The sequence below is a fragment of the Dehalogenimonas etheniformans genome (assembly GCF_014672715.2).
Classification (GTDB): domain Bacteria; phylum Chloroflexota; class Dehalococcoidia; order Dehalococcoidales; family Dehalococcoidaceae; genus Dehalogenimonas; species Dehalogenimonas etheniformans.
Genome location: NZ_CP058566.2, coordinates 800,604 through 816,262, shown reverse-complemented (window position 1 = coordinate 816,262; position 15,659 = coordinate 800,604). Strand labels below are relative to the sequence as shown.

The window sequence follows — 15,659 nt, the reverse complement described above, 5'->3', positions numbered from 1 at the left end:
ATATTACCTCGAGGGAAGATATCGGCAGCTCTTTTTCCATTATCCGTGCCACCAGATGGCAAGTCAAGCTTTCCAGCAGTTATAATCATTCTGGCATGACAGTTAAACGGGGGAAGCTTATTGAGAAAAGGCCGGCAAGATAACAAGCTCAAAGAACTGGCCAGGGCTTGCGGTGTCCAGGTGTCTTATCGGGACATGGGCGGCCGGGTCCGGAACGCCTCTACCCAAACCTTGCTGGCGGTTGTGGGTGCTTTGGGAATTCCCGTAGCGGGAGAAACGAATTTTGCCAGCGCGCTCAACGAGCTTAAATCAAAAAGGTCCCGGAGAATCATCGAACCAGTTATATTAGCGTGGGAAGGCAGGCTGCCGATCCTGCGGATCCGGCTGCACCACCCTTTACCCGCAACCGTCGGGCTGGTGCTGGAATTGGAAAACGCTCAAATCCGAAGGTTTAGTTGGACTGAGCTTTCTCGATTCGAGATGCAGACAAAAGACAAAACCGAGAATACCTTCCATTTTTTGAGCCTTCCTTTGAGGCAGCGCTTGCCCTTCGGTTATCACCGTCTATCCCTTATTCTGCCGGAGGAAACGGTTTCGGCGACCATAATCTCCGCGCCGCGAAAAGCGCCTGAATACTCTGGAAAACGTCGGAAGTGGGGGCTTTTCTGCCCGGTTTACGCCCTTCACTCAAAAAACAATTGGGGCGCGGGCGACTATTCCGATTTTAACAAATTAGCCAGGTGGAGCACCCTGCTTGGCAGCGGCTTCACCGCGACGCTCCCGCTGTTGCCTGCCTTATACAGAGAACATTTCAATCTTAGTCCCTACTCTCCCGCCAGCCGCCTGTTCTGGAACGAATTTTTCATCGATGTCGCTGCTGTGCCTGAATTGGTTCATTGCCCAGAGGCTCAGGCCTTCGTGGACACAGATGAATTCCGGAATGCGCTTGCAGAACAGCGGGGCGAAACCATGGTGGACTATGCCCGGCTGGCTGATTTGAAACGTAGCGTCCTTGAGATTTTAGCCGAGTGTTTTTTCAAAAGACCCCAATCGGAATCAAGACGCGAATTGTTCACGCAATTCCTCCAGGAGTGCCCCGAGATCGAAGAATACGCCCGGTTCCGTGCGGTCTCCGAAAAGCATAAAAGTTCCTGGTGGGAGTGGCCGGATGAGATCCGGGATGGTTCTCTGGACGCCTGGGCGATCGATCCCACGATAGAGCATTACCACTTATACGCCCAATTTATAGCATGGGAGCAAATCCGCGATGTCGCGGATACATCGAAGCAGAATGGACAAACTCTTTACCTTGACCTGCCGCTGGGGTGCAATCCGGAGGGCTATGACGTCTGGAAAAACCAGGGGATATTTGCCTTTGGCTCAAGCGTCGGCGCGCCGCCCGACGCCGCTTTCCCGGGTGGTCAGGACTGGGGTTTTCCCCCTCCCCATCCGGAACGTCAGAGAGAGACCGGATACCGTTACTTCATAGACGTCGTTCGGCATCACCTCAGGGTGGCGGGCATGTTGAGGCTGGATCACGTCATGAGCCTGCACCGCCTCTATTGGATCCCCGAGGGGACCGGCGCCAAAGAGGGCGTCTACGTTCGTTATGCGGCCGAAGAGATGTATGCTATCCTCTGCCTGGAGGCACTGAGGGCAAATGCAGTGATTGTTGGTGAAGATCTCGGGCTCGTGCCAAGCATAGTGCGGCGGTCAATGCAGCGCCACAATCTCAAACGAAGTTATATCGCCCAGTATGAGATGTTGGCTGGCAATGACAACTGCCTCGACACCATACCCGTCAGTGCGGTCGCGGCCGTCAACACTCACGATATGCACCCATTCGCCAGCTTCTGGCAAATGACGGATATCTCGGAGCGACGGGAGTGCGGTGTTCTCAGTGATGAAAGAGCCAAGATCGAAGCCGGACGGCGAGTTGTTGGTAAAGAAATCCTGTCCCATTGCCTTTATCAACGAAATTTGATTCCTTCTCAAAATCACTCGCCGATGGAGGTTTACAAAGCCATCTGCCGCGTGATGGCTTCGAGCGATGTCGAGTTTATGTTGATCAACGTTGATGACCTGGGTGGTTCGACGAAGGCCCAGAACATTCCTGGTACGTGCGCCCAACATCCTAACTGGCGGCGCCGGACGCCGTTGTCCTTGGAACGACTCGAAGTTGATCCGCAAGTCGAGTCATTCTTGAGAGAAATCGACGCTTTGAGAAAACGAAGTAATGTCCCGGATATGATGTCTCGAAGACTTGGGACGCTGAAGGCAGGTATTGACATTGGTTGATTCACCTGCCAGGTACCTATGCGTCCACGGTCATTTCTATCAACCGCCTCGGGAAAATCCCTGGCTGGAAGCCGTGGAGACAGAAAAATCGGCGGCTCCATACCATGACTGGAACGAACGCGTTACCGACGAGTGTTATGCGGTCAACCTTGCAGCCCGGATCCTCGACGGATCGAATCAGATTGTTTCGATCGTGAACAATTATTCGAGGTTCTCCTTCAATTTCGGGCCTACGCTCTTAACGTGGCTTGAAGCCAATCACCCGGAAGTTTACACGGCAATCACAGATTCTGACCGTGAGAACGCCCCCGAATATTCGGGTCACGGTTCAGCCCTTGCGCAGGCTTATAACCACATTATCATGCCTCTGGCTAGCCGCCCCGATAAGGAGACCCAGGTCATCTGGGGCGTCTCCGACTTTAGGCGCCGTTTCGGGCGGCAACCGGAAGGCATGTGGCTCCCGGAAACGGCGGTGGATCTTGAAACCCTGGATATTATGTCAAGCCATGGTATCAAGTTCACCGTGCTCGCTCCGCATCAAGCTTCCCGGGTGAAAGACCCGCGGGGCTCATGGCATCCTGCCAGGGGCGTTATCGACACCAACCAGCCTTATATTTGCCGTATGCCGTCGGGGCGTTCAATGTCGATTTTCTTCTATCACCCCGAGTTATCCAAAGGTGTAGCCTTCGGATCGTTGCTCCAAAACGGCGATCTGCTTGCCAACCGTATCCTGGAAGCCTACGGTAAAGGTTCAGTTCCCGCCCTGATCACCATCGCCACCGATGGCGAAACATATGGCCACCACCGCCGTTTCGGCGAAATGGCTCTGGCTTATGCCTTCGATAAGCTAAGCGGACTTGGCATTAAAATCACCAATATGGCCGAATACCTCGAAAATCATCCTCCTGCCGCAGAAGTGGAAATTATCGAAAACTCGTCGTGGAGTTGCGAACACGGTGTGGAGCGGTGGCGAAGCGGTTGCTGCTGTTCAACGGGGTTCCACCCGGACTGGAATCAGCATTGGCGCGAGCCTTTAAGAAAAGCCATGGACCTGCTTCGGGACAGCCTGAACCCCATGTTTGAAAAGGATGCCGGGCAGTTCCTGGCCGACCCGTGGGCGGCTCGGAATGCCTATCAAGAGGTTATCGCTGATCGAAACCCGGGCGTGGTCGATGCTTTTTTGAAGCAATACAGCTTGAAGGAACTATCATCCTCTGAAAAAGTGCGGGTCCTGAGATTGATGGAACTCCAGCGACACCTGATGGCTATTTACACCAGCTGCGGTTGGTTTTTCGACGACATCGGCGGCCTTGAATCGATACTGGTGATGAAGCAAGCCGGTCGAGTCTTACAACTGGCAAATCAGCTGTTTTCTAAAACCCCTGAAAAAAAGTTTTTGAATATCTTGGAGACCGCCCAGAGCAATGACCGGTCTATCGGAAGCGGTTGGGATATTTTTGAACGGGAGGTCCGGCCTCTGATCTGCGATCTCAAGGATGCGGCGGCGAATGTTGCCATCAGTACGTTATTCAAGGGATCACTGTCTGAACCCGGACTTTACACTTTTTCGGCGACCATCAATGATCTAAAACAATTTGGGGATGACAGGCAGCGCATCTCGTCCGGAGACATAGAGATATCTTCAACGGTGACCCTGGAGACACAACGGTTCATTTTTGGGGCCATGCTCTGGGGAGACCACCAGGTTGCCGTCGGTTTGGAACCATACAAATCACCTGAAGTTTATGCTGATTTGCTATCCGAATTGAAATCGTTCGCCGTCCCGACAGACTGCGCCGGTTGCCGTGAATTCCTGGACAACCGGTTCGGCGGACACATTTTCGATTTACGCCATCTTTTCGGAGATGAGCGCACGATTATCGTCGACGGTATCATTGCAGGCACCTTGAAAGAAGCGGAAACCGCCTACCGGACGATCTATTCAAGGCATCGTGAAACAATGCGCTTCCTGCACTCTCTGGGACAAACAGCTCCGCCCCAGTTCATAACATCGGCGGAATTCGTGCTCAGAATGGACCTTAAAAATGCCCTCCAGGCCGACGTCCCCGACCTTGAGACTATCGAAGCCCTGTTGAATGAAATGAAGTTGTGGGGCATTTCACCGGAACGCGAGACTGTTTCGTATTACCTGTCAGGGCAGCTGGAGAACATTTTACTGGCGCTTATCGATGCTCCCGATGATCCGGAGGAAATGACCAGAGCCATCGGATTGCTCGAGTTGTTTAACGATTTTGTATTATTCCCCAACCTGTGGCGAGTCCAAAACCTTTATTTCGCCATTTTCCAAAACATCTACATCGGGCGCAAGGACAAACCGGCCTTCAAAGACTGGCTAACATCCTTCGGAACGCTAGGCAGGTTGTTGCAGATAAAAATTGATTAGGTGAACAGTACTATATTCTTATTCGGGATTGTTGCCTATTATGTCATCTTGTGTTATTTTAATACGAATCTTAATAGAGCAGGATAGTTGGAACAACCGCTCATTCTCGAAAACCAAAACCCGGCGATAAAAGTTCTGGTGGTTGAAGACGAGCCCGCGATTGCTCAAGTATGCCTGCGGGTGCTTACACCCAGAGGTTTCCACGTCGCCCTGGCGGCAGATGGTAAAGAGGCCATCCGGCAATTGTCTGTCGAAAAATTCAACCTGTGTCTGATAGACGTCAGGACACCGAACATGAACGGTGAACAGCTTTATTCCTGGATTCTCGAACACGATTCGCCCCTGTCAAAAGGCGTCATTTTCACGACTGGAGACGTAGCTTCCGGAGAGACTGCCAGATTCCTGGCCGGAACTGGGCGCATCACCCTGCCCAAGCCTTTCGCCCCGGCAGAACTATTAGAAAAAATTCAAAAAGCTGTTGCGGGTTTGTAGGATGGAAAGCACCAAAGCCAAAGAGACTGTACTGGTGGTCGATGACGAACCGATAGTAAGGCGACTGTTGCACCAGAAGCTGGCCATCGAGGGCTACGCCTGTCTCGAAGCCGGCAGTGCCGATGAAGCCCTTGACGTTCTTAAACGCAATGCGGATATTGCCCTGATCGTTTCAGATATGAAAATGCCCGGCAGGACCGGCATGGAACTGCTAGGCGATGTGAAGAACCTGTATCCGGATACAGCCATGATCATTGCCACGGCCGTGACCGAAACTGCAACAGCGATCGAATGCATGAAACAGGGCGCCTATGACTACCTGACAAAACCGTTCAAACTCGATGAGGTCTTGTTCTCTATCTGGCGCGCCCTGGATAAACGCCGCCTTCAACTGGAAAATCGCGAATATCGCCACGACCTTGAAACCAAAGTGGAATACCAGGCTCAAAAAATCCGGTCTTCGTTTTTTAATGCCATCACTTCCCTGGCCTACGCCCTTGACGCTAAGGACGGTTACACCGCGGGCCACTCCGAGCGCGTTTCAGAGATAGCCGTCGGTATCGGCATCGAACTGGAGCTGCCCCAGGCCGAAATGGAGCGTCTCCGGCTGGCGGGCAAGGTCCACGATATCGGTAAGATCGGCATCGATAGCACCATCTTGCACAAACCAGGCGCTCTCGACCCCGAGGAGCGGGCTGAAATGGAACGCCATCCGGCCGTCGGGGAACGTATCCTGCAGCCGGTTGTCGAAGACGAAGCCGTCCTCGCCATGGTCCGCAATCACCATGAACGCTGGGACGGGCAAGGCTACCCGGACAGGCTGGTAGGGGAAGGCATACCGCTGGGCGCCCGCATTCTGGCATTGGCCGACACCTTCGATGCCATGACCTCAGCCAGGCCTTATCGCACCGCTATGACAGTGGATTTCGCGACTTGTGAAATCGAGCGTTGCGCCGGAAGTCAGTTCGATCCAGCAGTGGTTAACGCCTTCAAAAAGGCCCGGCAAGTTATCACCGAAGCTGTAAAGCTGACCGAATAGTTCTCAGCTGACCTGAGACCGGGCGTTGGGCTTCGAAATGACGGTTCGTTGGCTTGTTCTTCCAGATTTCTGTAAAATACTCTCACTTGCTCGTTGAGGTTTTATGGAAACGAAAAGCTGCGCCGTTACCCTGGACGCTCATAAATATCCTTTCCCGGTCATGACAGTCGGTATTATGGGTTCCGCGGGCGGTTTCATCGCCGAGGAAATCAAAGCAAAGCTGCGGGAGTTGGGGCGCTGCATCGCACGGCGCGGTTACGTCCTGATTACCGGGGCGGCGCCAGGCATGCCCCATGAAACGGTTCTCGGCGCGTTTGAATCTGACGGCATCGTGGTCGGCGTCTCGCCGGCGCTTAACCTCGAAGAACATGTCACCAAATACCTGTCCCCCACCAGGGGCTACCGGGCCATTGTGTTCACCGGCAGCGGTCTCATGGGCCGCGAGATTGAAAACATCCGGTCGTGCGATGTCGTCATCTTTGCCGGCGGCCGTTCGGGGACTCTCGGCGAATTCTCCATTGCCTTCGATGAAGGCAAGATCATCGGTATTCTTAAAGGCACCGGCGGCATCACCGATCATCTGTCGGATATCATCCGGATGATAAACAAAAACACCGGCGCTATCGTGACTTACGACACCGATCCTGAGAACCTGCTCACCAAACTGGAAGACCTTTATAAGGAAACCCTGCTACCCCAGTACACCCGTCTCATGGAACTGCACAATCCGGACGGCACTCCCAACCCCGACTAGCCCCCAGGCTGGTTTGGGTTACCGTGTTTAGTTCGTTGGCGTTATAATTTTTTCGGGCTCCATAAATATCGATCAACCGTAAAGGAAAATCATGAATAACAGTTCCCTGGACCAGTTGTCGATAAACACCATACGTTTCCTTTCCGCTGACATGGTGCAAAAAGCGGTCTCGGGACACCCGGGAGCGCCCATGGGCGCCGCGGTCATGGCCTACGTCCTATGGCAAAAGTATCTCAAGCACAATCCCTCAGATCCTGAATGGTGCGACCGGGATCGGTTCATTCTCTCCGCCGGACACGCCTCAGCCCTTCTCTATTCACTTCTCCATCTTACCGGTTACGACCTTTCCATGGATGAAATCAAACAGTTCCGGCAATGGGATTCGAAAACGCCGGGGCACCCGGAGCATGGTCTGACACCCGGTGTGGAAGCGACAACAGGTCCGCTGGGACAGGGTTTCGCCAACGGCATCGGCATGGCTATCGCCGAGAGTTGGCTGGCCGCCCAGTTCAATAAGCCCGATGGTGCTATTGTCGACCACCGCACCTATGCCATTTGTTCCGACGGCGATTTAATGGAGGGAGTCTCTGCCGAGGCGGCTTCCCTGGCCGGTACGCTCAAGCTGGGTAAGATCATTTATCTTTACGACGATAACAACATCACCATCGAGGGCAATACCTCCAATTATTTCAGCGAAGATGTCGGCGCTCGCTTCCGGGCTTACGGCTGGCACGTTATCGGCCCGATCAACGGCATGGAAATCAACGAGGTTGAAGCCGCATTGGCTGAAGCCCATGCAGAGATAGAAAAACCGAAACTCATTATCTGTCGGACTGTCATCGGGTATGGGGCCCCGACTAAAGCCAACTCGGGTGCCGCCCACGGTGAAGCACTGGGCGAAGCCGAATTGGCCGCCGCCAAGAAAAACCTTGGCTGGCCTTACACCGAGTCGTTTTTCATTCCTGAAGAAGTTAGGCGAAACATGTCCGCTGTCGATGCCGGAAAATCGAGGCAGGCACAATGGCAAAGTAGCTTCGACGCGTACAGAGCCGTCTATCCGGAGGAAGCGGCAAAGTTTAAGTCTTTCATTGATGGCAAATTGCCTGAAGGATGGAATGAGGGCATCGAGGCAATGTTCAAATCCACGGATAAGCCCCTGGCAACCCGCGAGGCTTCCGGCAAGGTAATGAACGTCATCGGCAAAAAGGTTGAAAACCTCATCGGTGGTTCCGGGGACTTGGCTCCCTCCACAAAGACGGTCCTCGATTTCGATACCCTTTTCGGGGCCGAAAACCGGTCCGGCCGGAACCTCCAGTTTGGCGTTCGCGAGCATGCCATGGGCGCCATTTCCAATGGCATTGCGCTGCACGGCGGGATCATTCCTTATGCCGCGACATTTCTCGCGTTTTATGACTACATGCGCCCCTCCGTCCGCCTGGCAGCCCTCCAGGAGTTACGGGTCATTTTCATTTACACTCACGATTCGATCGGACTGGGAGAAGACGGGCCGACGCATCAACCGGTCGAACAGGCGCTCGGACTCAGATCGGTTCCCAACCTGGTGACGCTGCGCCCGGCGGACGCCGCCGAAACCGCGGTTTCCTGGGAAATGGCAATCGAGCGTCACAACGGTCCGACAGCGCTAGTGCTCACCCGCCAAAAATTGCCGCCTATCGACCGCTCCGGCATGAGCAACGCCAGCCTAACGCGCCGGGGAGGCTATATCCTTTGGCAAGCCGACGCCAAACCAACAGTGATAATCATCGGAACTGGTTCAGAGGTTCATCCGGCTCTGGAGGCGGGCAAGAAACTCAAAGAGATGGGGATTTCTTCTCGGGTCGTGTCGCTCCCGTCATGGGAGGTTTTCGAAGCCCAATCTGAAGAATACAAACTTGAAGTGCTGCCTCCCCAAACTTGGCGCCGGGTGACCATAGAGGCAGGGCGGTCTATCGGATGGGAACGTTACGCCGGGTGCCGCGGCGTTATCATCGGCTTGGACCACTACGGCGCCTCGGCGCCTGGCAACGTGGTAATGGAGCAAATGGGGTTTACCGCTGCTGACGTTGTTGAAGCAGCATTAAAACTGTCAGGACAATCCGATGCCTAACGTCGTTATCGCCGCCGACCACGGTGGCTTTGCGTTGAAGCAAATGCTCGTGCCTTTGCTTCAGGGTGATGGACACAAGGTCATCGACCTCGGCGCGCACGAATTCCTCCAGGATGACGATTATCCGGACTACGCCGAAAAGGTCGCAAGGGAAATCAACTCAGGTAACACCAGGAGAGGAATACTCATCTGTGGCTCGGGCGCCGGAGCTTGCATCGCGGCAAACAAGATACCCGGCATCCGGGCTTCAGTCTGCCATGACACGTATTCAGCCCGTCAGGCGGTCGAGGACGACAACATGAACGTGCTGTGTCTGGGAGCCAGGGTTTTGGGGTTGTCGCTTGCTCTGGAAATCTCGCGAGCTTTCTTGTGCGCCTCTTTTCGCGATGAGCCCCGTTACCGCCGGCGCCTGGAAAAGATAATCGAGATCGAGCGTTCCGCCTTGAGGAATCTCTAGCGTTCCTCAGGCATCAACTGCATCGACAAGCGTCTGAAGATGCCGCCAGGAAGCCGCAGGATCGGCGCTGAGGAATATCCCCGACCCTACGCATATATCACCAACTCCGCTGGCCGCGACTTCCAGGATATTGCTCTCCTTGATTCCGCCGTCGATACCGATTGGGATTTCGGGTCTGATCGCTCTGATCTCGCCTACTTTATCGAGCACTTCCGGAATAAACTTCGACCCATAAAAACCGGGTATCACCGACATTATCAAGATGCTGTCGAGAAGCGGCAGGTACTCCGCGACGGCCGAAACCGGGGTACCCGGATTCAGCGCCATTCCGATATCGAGGTCCAGTTTTCTGGCCGTATCAATTGTGACTTTTGGGTCGGTCACCGCTTCAAAATGGAAAATAATCCGGCGGGCGCGCGCCGATTTAAATCCTGAAAAATAGGACTCCGGTTCCTTCACCATGAGGTGGGCTTCCCAATCGAATTTTGGTTTAGCCGCCTTTATTTCCTGCCAGCCGATGCTCTTCGACGGTACGAACTGGCCGTCCATAATGTCCACCTGTGCCCATTGCACCGCGCTCGAGATGGCTTTGACCATCTGGTTTAGCGCAGAGACATCATCGGTCAACAATGCTGGAACGACTCTAATTTGTCTGCTCAATTTCTCCGCCGATAAATAGATTAGCGTTCGGTTTCGCGGACGAGCAGCATCGGCAACGTCGTCGCTGAACTCACCGCCGCGGCAACGCTGCCATAGACCCACCGGTCGATCCCCGTGCGGGCGTGCGTCGCCATGGCAATGGCATCCGCCTTGTGTTCTTCGGCAACCCTGACGATGCTTTCGGCGATACCGCCGAATACGACGGTTGTCTTGGTAGTGACACCGGCTTTCTGGCAATCCGCCGCAACCCGTCCAAGGTATTCCCGGGCTTGCTCGCGCACCTCTTTCATCAGGATGAGCGCGTACTCCTCCCAGCTCGGCTTGGCGGCTGGGGGGCGGTCGGAAGGGATCTCCGGATATCCGTTGACCGAAAGCAGCAGGACTTCGGCTTTGGTGATCTGAGCCAGGCGGATCACGTGGGGGACCGCGTTTTCGGATACTATCGAACCATCGAGGGGCAGCAGGATTTTCGTCAATTTCGGCTGCCCGCTGCCCGGTTTGACCAAAAACAGGGAACATCGTTCGGTCACCAGGTTCTGAAGTACTTTTTCTTCCTTGCTGAGATCGGAATGACCCTGCCGACAGACGACAATAAGGTCAACTGCTTCTTTGGCGACGTAATCTTTGATGCGCTCGGCCAGGTTTCCCGGTTCGGTGTGGCTGACGGCCTGGTAACCGGCCGCCCGGAGCACATCCGCCTGAAGGCCCAGGTAGGCGCTGTTGAGCCGGCAAAGGCGCAATTCATCTTCTGGACAGACGCTGAATAAGACAAGGGTTGATTGCTCATCTGCCAGTTTCCTTGAATAAGGCAGCGCCAGTTCCGCAGATTCGGAACCATCCAGGGGGATAAGAATTTTTTTATATCCCATGATGAAGCTCCAGGGCTGTATTTAATCCTGATTATACCTGAATCAATAGTCGCGGCAAAGGTGTTAAATTGACACATGCGACCGCCGCTTTTAGAATAGCAAGAACGATAGAACAGTATGAGGTCTGATGAACGAACAAGTATCCGAAATCCTGGAAACGGCTATGCTGAAGGAAGTGGCTTCGGCAGCGATATACCGCCAAGCCGCGACACTAGCTCCCGAGCCGGCTGTAGCAACTCTGCTCGAAGAGCTTGCTGAAGAAGAAGGACACCACCTGGCGGTGCTCAAAAACCTTAAGCCGGAAAATATCAAGCGTACCCCGGCATTGCCATCAAGAATCGCCGATCTCAAGCTTACCGACCATCTGAAAGCGCCGTCCGAACTGCCGGGGGCCGAACTCACCGAAACCCTTTTGTTTGCTATTAAACGCGAGGCGGAATCGGTTAACTTTTACACCTCCCTGATGGGCCTTTTCAGCGACGAAAGCGCCAAGAACCTGTGCCAGGCAATCGCCTGGCAGGAAATGGCTCACAAGGCAAAGCTGGAACTCCTTTACGACCGAATCGTTTACATCGAAGATTAATCAAGTCGTCGATCACAGGGTTTCCATCCAAAAGACTCTAACAGACTTATGCAGCAAGGAGACCACATGGCTGAAGAACTGGGGAAAATTCAACGTCCGGAAGCATCAACTTTCAGCGGGAAGCGCAAACTGTACGTGGTGCCGCTGCTCTACCGCTGGCCTGAAGCGCCCAATGAATACGTTTCACTCTTTGACAAATACTGGAAAGACGTCGAAAGCCAATTGAGGCACCTGGAACAGCGCATCGGCGCCGTAAAACACATTTATCACGAAGGCATCGACGACACCAGTGAAGAGTCCTTTAAGACACTCGAAGAATACAATCCTTCGAGCTATAACCTGGCCCGCGCCTTTATCGAAAATGGAGCTGTTTTGAACGCCATCGAGGAACGCGAGCTCATCTCAGAGACGATGGACTGGGAACGTTTCATCATGATGGGCTTTTCCAGCGCCAAAGTAGCCAAGCTGGCGACCGAGCAGTACCGCGAATCGATGAAAAACCGCTACGACCATATCGTTAAGCAGATCGATGAGACTCTCCAACCCGATGAGGCCGGAGTGCTGTTCATCCGTGAAGGGCATCCCATCCAGTTCCCCAGGGAAATAGAGGTTTTCAGCGTGTTCCCCCCGTCTCTCGACGAGGTCCACCGGTTCATGCGTAACCGTCCGGTTGAAGAAAACGAGTCCGAAGAGACCTCTGCGGATACCGGGGATGCTAAAGCTCAAACGACCCCGCCGGAGCCCGAAAAAGGGCCATCAACGGATTGAAGATCTAGATCATCACCTGACGCATTGCCGCGGCCAAGGCCCCGGCTTCGAATTCGGTGAGACTCAGATTGCTCTCCAGCATGGTCAAATATTTTTCGACCTCCGGCACCGACTGCCGTAAGGCCGCAATCTTTTCCCTTTGCTTTTGAGCGGCTTCCAAGACCGGCTCTAATTCAATCGGGATTGCCAGTTTTTCCCGTAGCAGTGAAACTACCCTTTGAGCTCCGGTTTCATCGGCAAAAGGCGCCAGGTAATAAGGTATCGGTTGCCACAGTGAAACCGCTTCGATACCGCGCTGTTTGGCCTCCCATGTTAGATAGGTGCTGATCGGCGGTTTCTGCCCCGGTGGAGAAGAATAGTCTATTCCGGTGTTGATCAACTCGCCGGCTAACCAGTCCTTGAGAAGTGGAGTTGAAAGGTTGGCCAGCATCTGGCTGGGTGTGTTATGCGACGCCATCGCCGGAAAGCCGGAAAGTACCACAACATGACTCACCACAAACCTGGCGGCTACATCCAGGACGTTCTTGATGAATTGGTACACCTCAAAGGAGGGGGCATCCGATAGCAGCGTGATCAAATTAAACGCCTCTGAATAATAGAAGCGGCAATCGGGCAGGCGCGCGAGGTCCCTGGTGACCTCGACCCCGGACAACTGAAAAAAGCCGACAGGCTCGATCTCAGCCAGCGATTTGAGATCCATCGCCTCGTTGATGAGCGACACCACCCGCTCACCGATATTCCCGGCCTCGCCCCGCCAGCCCGCAATGAGCACCGGTCGTCTGAGCTGAGGGGTAGATACGTATTTAAGCTGCCCGGTCATTGCTGCCTCCGGCTGGACGGAACAGGTCTTCAATATGGTCGGCCATCCACTTTTTATCCTCGTCGGTAATGGCTTCCCCGTCCTCAACCTCTGCCCTGACCTGTGCCCGCTGCGAAATCTTCTCTTTCAACTCGTCGGGGAACTGGTTGAAGAACTGCTCTATCATGTCGCCAAGCTGGCGGCGCATCTCGTCAAGCTCACTGAGATCAAGGCTTAGGTTATAAAAACGCGAGATCAGCCCAAGCACCGAGCGGCTCGCCGCGGGGTAAGGCATGGGCGCCCGGGCAAGGTAGTCCGGCACTTCGCCCATGAGGCAGGCTGCCGGGATGCCACGCTGTGCGGCTACGCCGATCAGCAAGCCATTCAGGCCGCTGATGTTCGCTTGAGCGGTTTTACCCTGCAATTCGCTTTTGAACCGTCTGGCTCTAGCTTCGTCGATATCTTTGAGCAGGTTCGTATCGGTAGCAACCGCCCAGACCCCCGGAGTATAGTTGTGATGGATGGGTGAAACCGCGGCGCCGGAGGTGAATACCCGCCGGCAGCCGAATTTTTGGGCCACATCGACTACCAGGTTAGCCATCTCGTAGGCTTTTCCGCCGGAAGCATAAGTGGAACCCGTTTCCGCGGGTTGCTCATCGCCGATGAAAAGGATCAGGTCCCGTTGGGTGGTTTTCTTGTAATAGAACCGGCTGCCCGGGAAACTCAATGTTTCCAATACTCCCGACTTGATGACGACGCCGGAGGGATAGAAAAAAGGTTCTGGTTCGATCTCCCCGAAATACTCAGCGTTCAGTTGTCTTCTGAGTGTTTCAACAGCCATCAGACCGACATTACCGATACCCGGCCAACCGACGATGAGATCAGGTGAATTGAGCTGCGGCTCGGAAGATAGACGAAAAGACATGGGCTAATTGTATCTTGTTACCGTCCATCGAACAACCGCATCGAAAAAAAGAGGTGCCCATCCCTATTTACCCGCGGCGACGCTGATATTGAAAGTATTGATTTGGTCGACTCCCCTGAGGCTGGATATCATCCCCTCAGCGGTCCTCCGAACAATATGGCGGACAAACTCGTTCATAGCCACCGGCAAGCCGTTCAGAGTCAACGCAATTGCATCTTTCGAACCATCAAGCATGAGCGTTTCCACGGTGCCGGTGTGTTCGAGAGATCCCACGATACCGTCCATCACCCTATCAAAATAAGTTTGGACAAAGAATGACAGGGGAATGTTGACACTGTTGACCTTCAACGTGACAGTCTTGGAACTCATCTGTGTCCTCCGTTTCTTTCCATTGTCAGGGGATGGCAGCTGTAAGTCAAATTCGAGTTCTATCCTAAGCCTGCTCGAGACTGCTGAAGGGATCTGCCTCAAACAAAAAAGCCCGGTATTTGGTACTTTAGGCTTTGGATTTTGGATTTGTTTGGGATTCGGAGCTTGGTACTTAGAATTTGGGGTTGGGCAGACAGGAGGGGAAACTCGGGGTGAGAGGTCTCGAACCTCCGACCTCAGCGTCCCAAACGCTGCGCGCTACCAACTGCGCTACACCCCGAAGAATAAATCTCACACACTGATAACCAGATTAGTAAAAATCGGAACTTGTCACCTGGGCTTGCCGACCCGGCCCGCTTGGTTATTGTATCTTGTATCTTGGTTATTCGACAAGAGGTCAATCGAGTTTGCGGCAATCAGGGCAAAGCTCGAACTCGGTTGCCGACAAACCGGATTTCTGAACCATGTACTCCACCTGTCGTACGGGGGCATAATGGGTGCCGCAGCGGGCACACTCTTTCATCTGGAAATCCACTGTACCGTTCGGCCAGGAAATGATCCGTTTGCTGCCTGCGTCCACCAGGCTGATAGCGCCAGTAGGACAAATGTAGGCGCAAGAGCCGCAGGCGATACATGAACTGGCTTCATCGTAAAAAGGCAGGGCGACTTCGCGGGCGGTCCCGCGGTTGACCAGGCTGATTGCTGACGCACCGACAACTTCGGAGCAAACACGGGTGCACAAGCCGCAAAGGATGCAGGTGCCGCTTTCGGCTTTGTCTTCAAGGGCGAAACGCGATTCACTGATCCCCATGCTGGCGGCCATGTCCCTGATGGCCTCCGACTCAGGACATCGCGCCAGAAGAAGTTCGATGATCGTTTTCCGGACTTTTTTCACCCGTTCGGAATCGGTTGTAACCTTGATGCCTTCTTCGACAGGGTAGAGACAGGAGGTCACCAGCCGTTTGCGACCACGCCTTTCCACCTCGACCAGGCATATTCGGCAGGCACCGTAATCAGCGACAGCTTCGGTGTGGCACAGGGTGGGAATATCGATGCCGGCCGATTGAGCCACCGAAAGCACTGTTTGGCATGGTTCGGCCTCAAAGTCACGGCCGTTGATATTGATTTTAACCAT

The 15,659-nt window shown here is 54.1% G+C and carries 15 protein-coding genes and 1 tRNA gene; 9 read left to right on the top strand and 7 right to left on the bottom strand.

The genetic code is table 11. The features are described 5' to 3' along the window. Window positions 1-120 precede the first annotated feature (120 nt). The 7 genes from malQ to rpiB all read left to right on the top strand — a co-directional run bounded on the left by malQ (window position 121) and on the right by rpiB (window position 9,551). Window positions 121-2,298, top strand: coding sequence for a 4-alpha-glucanotransferase (gene malQ, locus HX448_RS04125; RefSeq protein WP_102330494.1), 2,178 nt, complete (start codon window positions 121-123; stop codon window positions 2,296-2,298). Further along, window positions 2,291-4,702: a DUF3536 domain-containing protein gene (locus HX448_RS04120; protein ID WP_102330495.1), complete on the top strand. Its 2,412-nt coding sequence runs from the start codon at window positions 2,291-2,293 to the stop codon at window positions 4,700-4,702. Before malQ ends, HX448_RS04120 begins: the two co-directional genes overlap by 8 nt. A gap of 87 nt (window positions 4,703-4,789) precedes the next feature. Beyond that, window positions 4,790-5,194, top strand: a complete 405-nt coding sequence (locus HX448_RS04115) for a response regulator (protein WP_102330496.1) — start codon at window positions 4,790-4,792, stop codon at window positions 5,192-5,194. A gap of 1 nt (window position 5,195) precedes the next feature. Continuing rightward, on the top strand, window positions 5,196-6,233 hold the full coding sequence (locus HX448_RS04110; RefSeq protein WP_102330497.1) for a response regulator: 1,038 nt from the start codon (window positions 5,196-5,198) through the stop codon (window positions 6,231-6,233). A gap of 103 nt (window positions 6,234-6,336) precedes the next feature. Next, the gene (locus tag HX448_RS04105; RefSeq protein WP_102330498.1) at window positions 6,337-6,987 is read left to right on the top strand and encodes an SLOG cluster 4 domain-containing protein; all 651 of its coding nucleotides are present in this window, start codon (window positions 6,337-6,339) and stop codon (window positions 6,985-6,987) included. A gap of 91 nt (window positions 6,988-7,078) precedes the next feature. Next, window positions 7,079-9,094: a transketolase gene (gene tkt / locus HX448_RS04100; RefSeq protein WP_102330499.1), complete on the top strand. Its 2,016-nt coding sequence runs from the start codon at window positions 7,079-7,081 to the stop codon at window positions 9,092-9,094. Further along, on the top strand, window positions 9,087-9,551 hold the full coding sequence (rpiB, locus tag HX448_RS04095) for a ribose 5-phosphate isomerase B (protein WP_102330500.1): 465 nt from the start codon (window positions 9,087-9,089) through the stop codon (window positions 9,549-9,551). Before tkt ends, rpiB begins: the two co-directional genes overlap by 8 nt. Window positions 9,552-9,557: 6 nt before the next feature. Here rpiB and HX448_RS04090 read toward each other — a convergent pair whose 3' ends face one another. Both HX448_RS04090 and HX448_RS04085 read right to left on the bottom strand, forming a co-directional pair. After that, window positions 9,558-10,211: a ribulose-phosphate 3-epimerase gene (locus HX448_RS04090; RefSeq protein WP_226846852.1), complete on the bottom strand. Its 654-nt coding sequence runs from the start codon at window positions 10,209-10,211 to the stop codon at window positions 9,558-9,560. Window positions 10,212-10,231: 20 nt separating this feature from the next. Further along, window positions 10,232-11,080 carry a universal stress protein gene (locus HX448_RS04085; RefSeq protein WP_102330501.1) on the bottom strand — a complete coding sequence of 283 codons (849 nt, stop codon included), beginning with the start codon at window positions 11,078-11,080 and terminating at the stop codon, window positions 10,232-10,234. A 127-nt stretch (window positions 11,081-11,207) separates the two neighbouring features. Here HX448_RS04085 and HX448_RS04080 point away from each other — a divergent pair, with 127 nt between their 5' ends. Together HX448_RS04080 and HX448_RS04075 are read left to right on the top strand one after the other, a co-directional pair. Further along, window positions 11,208-11,663, top strand: coding sequence for a ferritin family protein (locus HX448_RS04080; RefSeq protein WP_102330502.1), 456 nt, complete (start codon window positions 11,208-11,210; stop codon window positions 11,661-11,663). A gap of 66 nt (window positions 11,664-11,729) precedes the next feature. Continuing rightward, window positions 11,730-12,431, top strand: a complete 702-nt coding sequence (locus HX448_RS04075) for a hypothetical protein (RefSeq protein WP_102330503.1) — start codon at window positions 11,730-11,732, stop codon at window positions 12,429-12,431. 4 nt (window positions 12,432-12,435) lie between these two features. Here the strand turns inward: HX448_RS04075 and HX448_RS04070 are convergent, their stop codons facing one another. The 5 genes from HX448_RS04070 to HX448_RS04050 all read right to left on the bottom strand — a co-directional run bounded on the left by HX448_RS04070 (window position 12,436) and on the right by HX448_RS04050 (window position 15,659). Further along, complete coding sequence (locus HX448_RS04070) at window positions 12,436-13,251, bottom strand: PAC2 family protein (protein ID WP_102330504.1); 816 nt, start codon at window positions 13,249-13,251, stop codon at window positions 12,436-12,438. Next, complete coding sequence (locus HX448_RS04065; protein WP_102330505.1) at window positions 13,235-14,155, bottom strand: PAC2 family protein; 921 nt, start codon at window positions 14,153-14,155, stop codon at window positions 13,235-13,237. The genes HX448_RS04070 and HX448_RS04065 overlap by 17 nt, the downstream gene beginning before the upstream one ends. A 63-nt stretch (window positions 14,156-14,218) precedes the next feature. Then, window positions 14,219-14,524 carry a hypothetical protein gene (locus HX448_RS04060; RefSeq protein WP_102330506.1) on the bottom strand — a complete coding sequence of 102 codons (306 nt, stop codon included), beginning with the start codon at window positions 14,522-14,524 and terminating at the stop codon, window positions 14,219-14,221. Window positions 14,525-14,731: 207 nt separating this feature from the next. Then, window positions 14,732-14,804 (bottom strand) — tRNA-Pro (locus HX448_RS04055). 117 nt (window positions 14,805-14,921) lie between these two features. After that, window positions 14,922-15,659, bottom strand: coding sequence for a 2Fe-2S iron-sulfur cluster-binding protein (locus HX448_RS04050; protein WP_102330507.1), 738 nt, complete (start codon window positions 15,657-15,659; stop codon window positions 14,922-14,924).

Bases quoted from the DNA above. Each gene is read 5' to 3' on its own strand.
- HX448_RS04070 (WP_102330504.1), bottom strand. From the start codon at position 13,251: ATGACCGGGCAGCTTAAATACGTATCTACCCCTCAGCTCAGACGACCG.
- HX448_RS04075 (WP_102330503.1), top strand. From the start codon at position 11,730: ATGGCTGAAGAACTGGGGAAAATTCAACGTCCGGAAGCATCAACTTTC.
- HX448_RS04110 (WP_102330497.1), top strand. From the start codon at position 5,196: ATGGAAAGCACCAAAGCCAAAGAGACTGTACTGGTGGTCGATGACGAA.
- HX448_RS04080 (WP_102330502.1), top strand. From the start codon at position 11,208: ATGAACGAACAAGTATCCGAAATCCTGGAAACGGCTATGCTGAAGGAA.
- HX448_RS04085 (WP_102330501.1), bottom strand. From the start codon at position 11,080: ATGGGATATAAAAAAATTCTTATCCCCCTGGATGGTTCCGAATCTGCG.
- tkt (WP_102330499.1), top strand. From the start codon at position 7,079: ATGAATAACAGTTCCCTGGACCAGTTGTCGATAAACACCATACGTTTC.
- HX448_RS04060 (WP_102330506.1), bottom strand. From the start codon at position 14,524: ATGAGTTCCAAGACTGTCACGTTGAAGGTCAACAGTGTCAACATTCCC.
- HX448_RS04050 (WP_102330507.1), bottom strand. From the start codon at position 15,659: ATGGTTAAAATCAATATCAACGGCCGTGACTTTGAGGCCGAACCATGC.
- rpiB (WP_102330500.1), top strand. From the start codon at position 9,087: ATGCCTAACGTCGTTATCGCCGCCGACCACGGTGGCTTTGCGTTGAAG.
- HX448_RS04065 (WP_102330505.1), bottom strand. From the start codon at position 14,155: ATGTCTTTTCGTCTATCTTCCGAGCCGCAGCTCAATTCACCTGATCTC.
- HX448_RS04105 (WP_102330498.1), top strand. From the start codon at position 6,337: ATGGAAACGAAAAGCTGCGCCGTTACCCTGGACGCTCATAAATATCCT.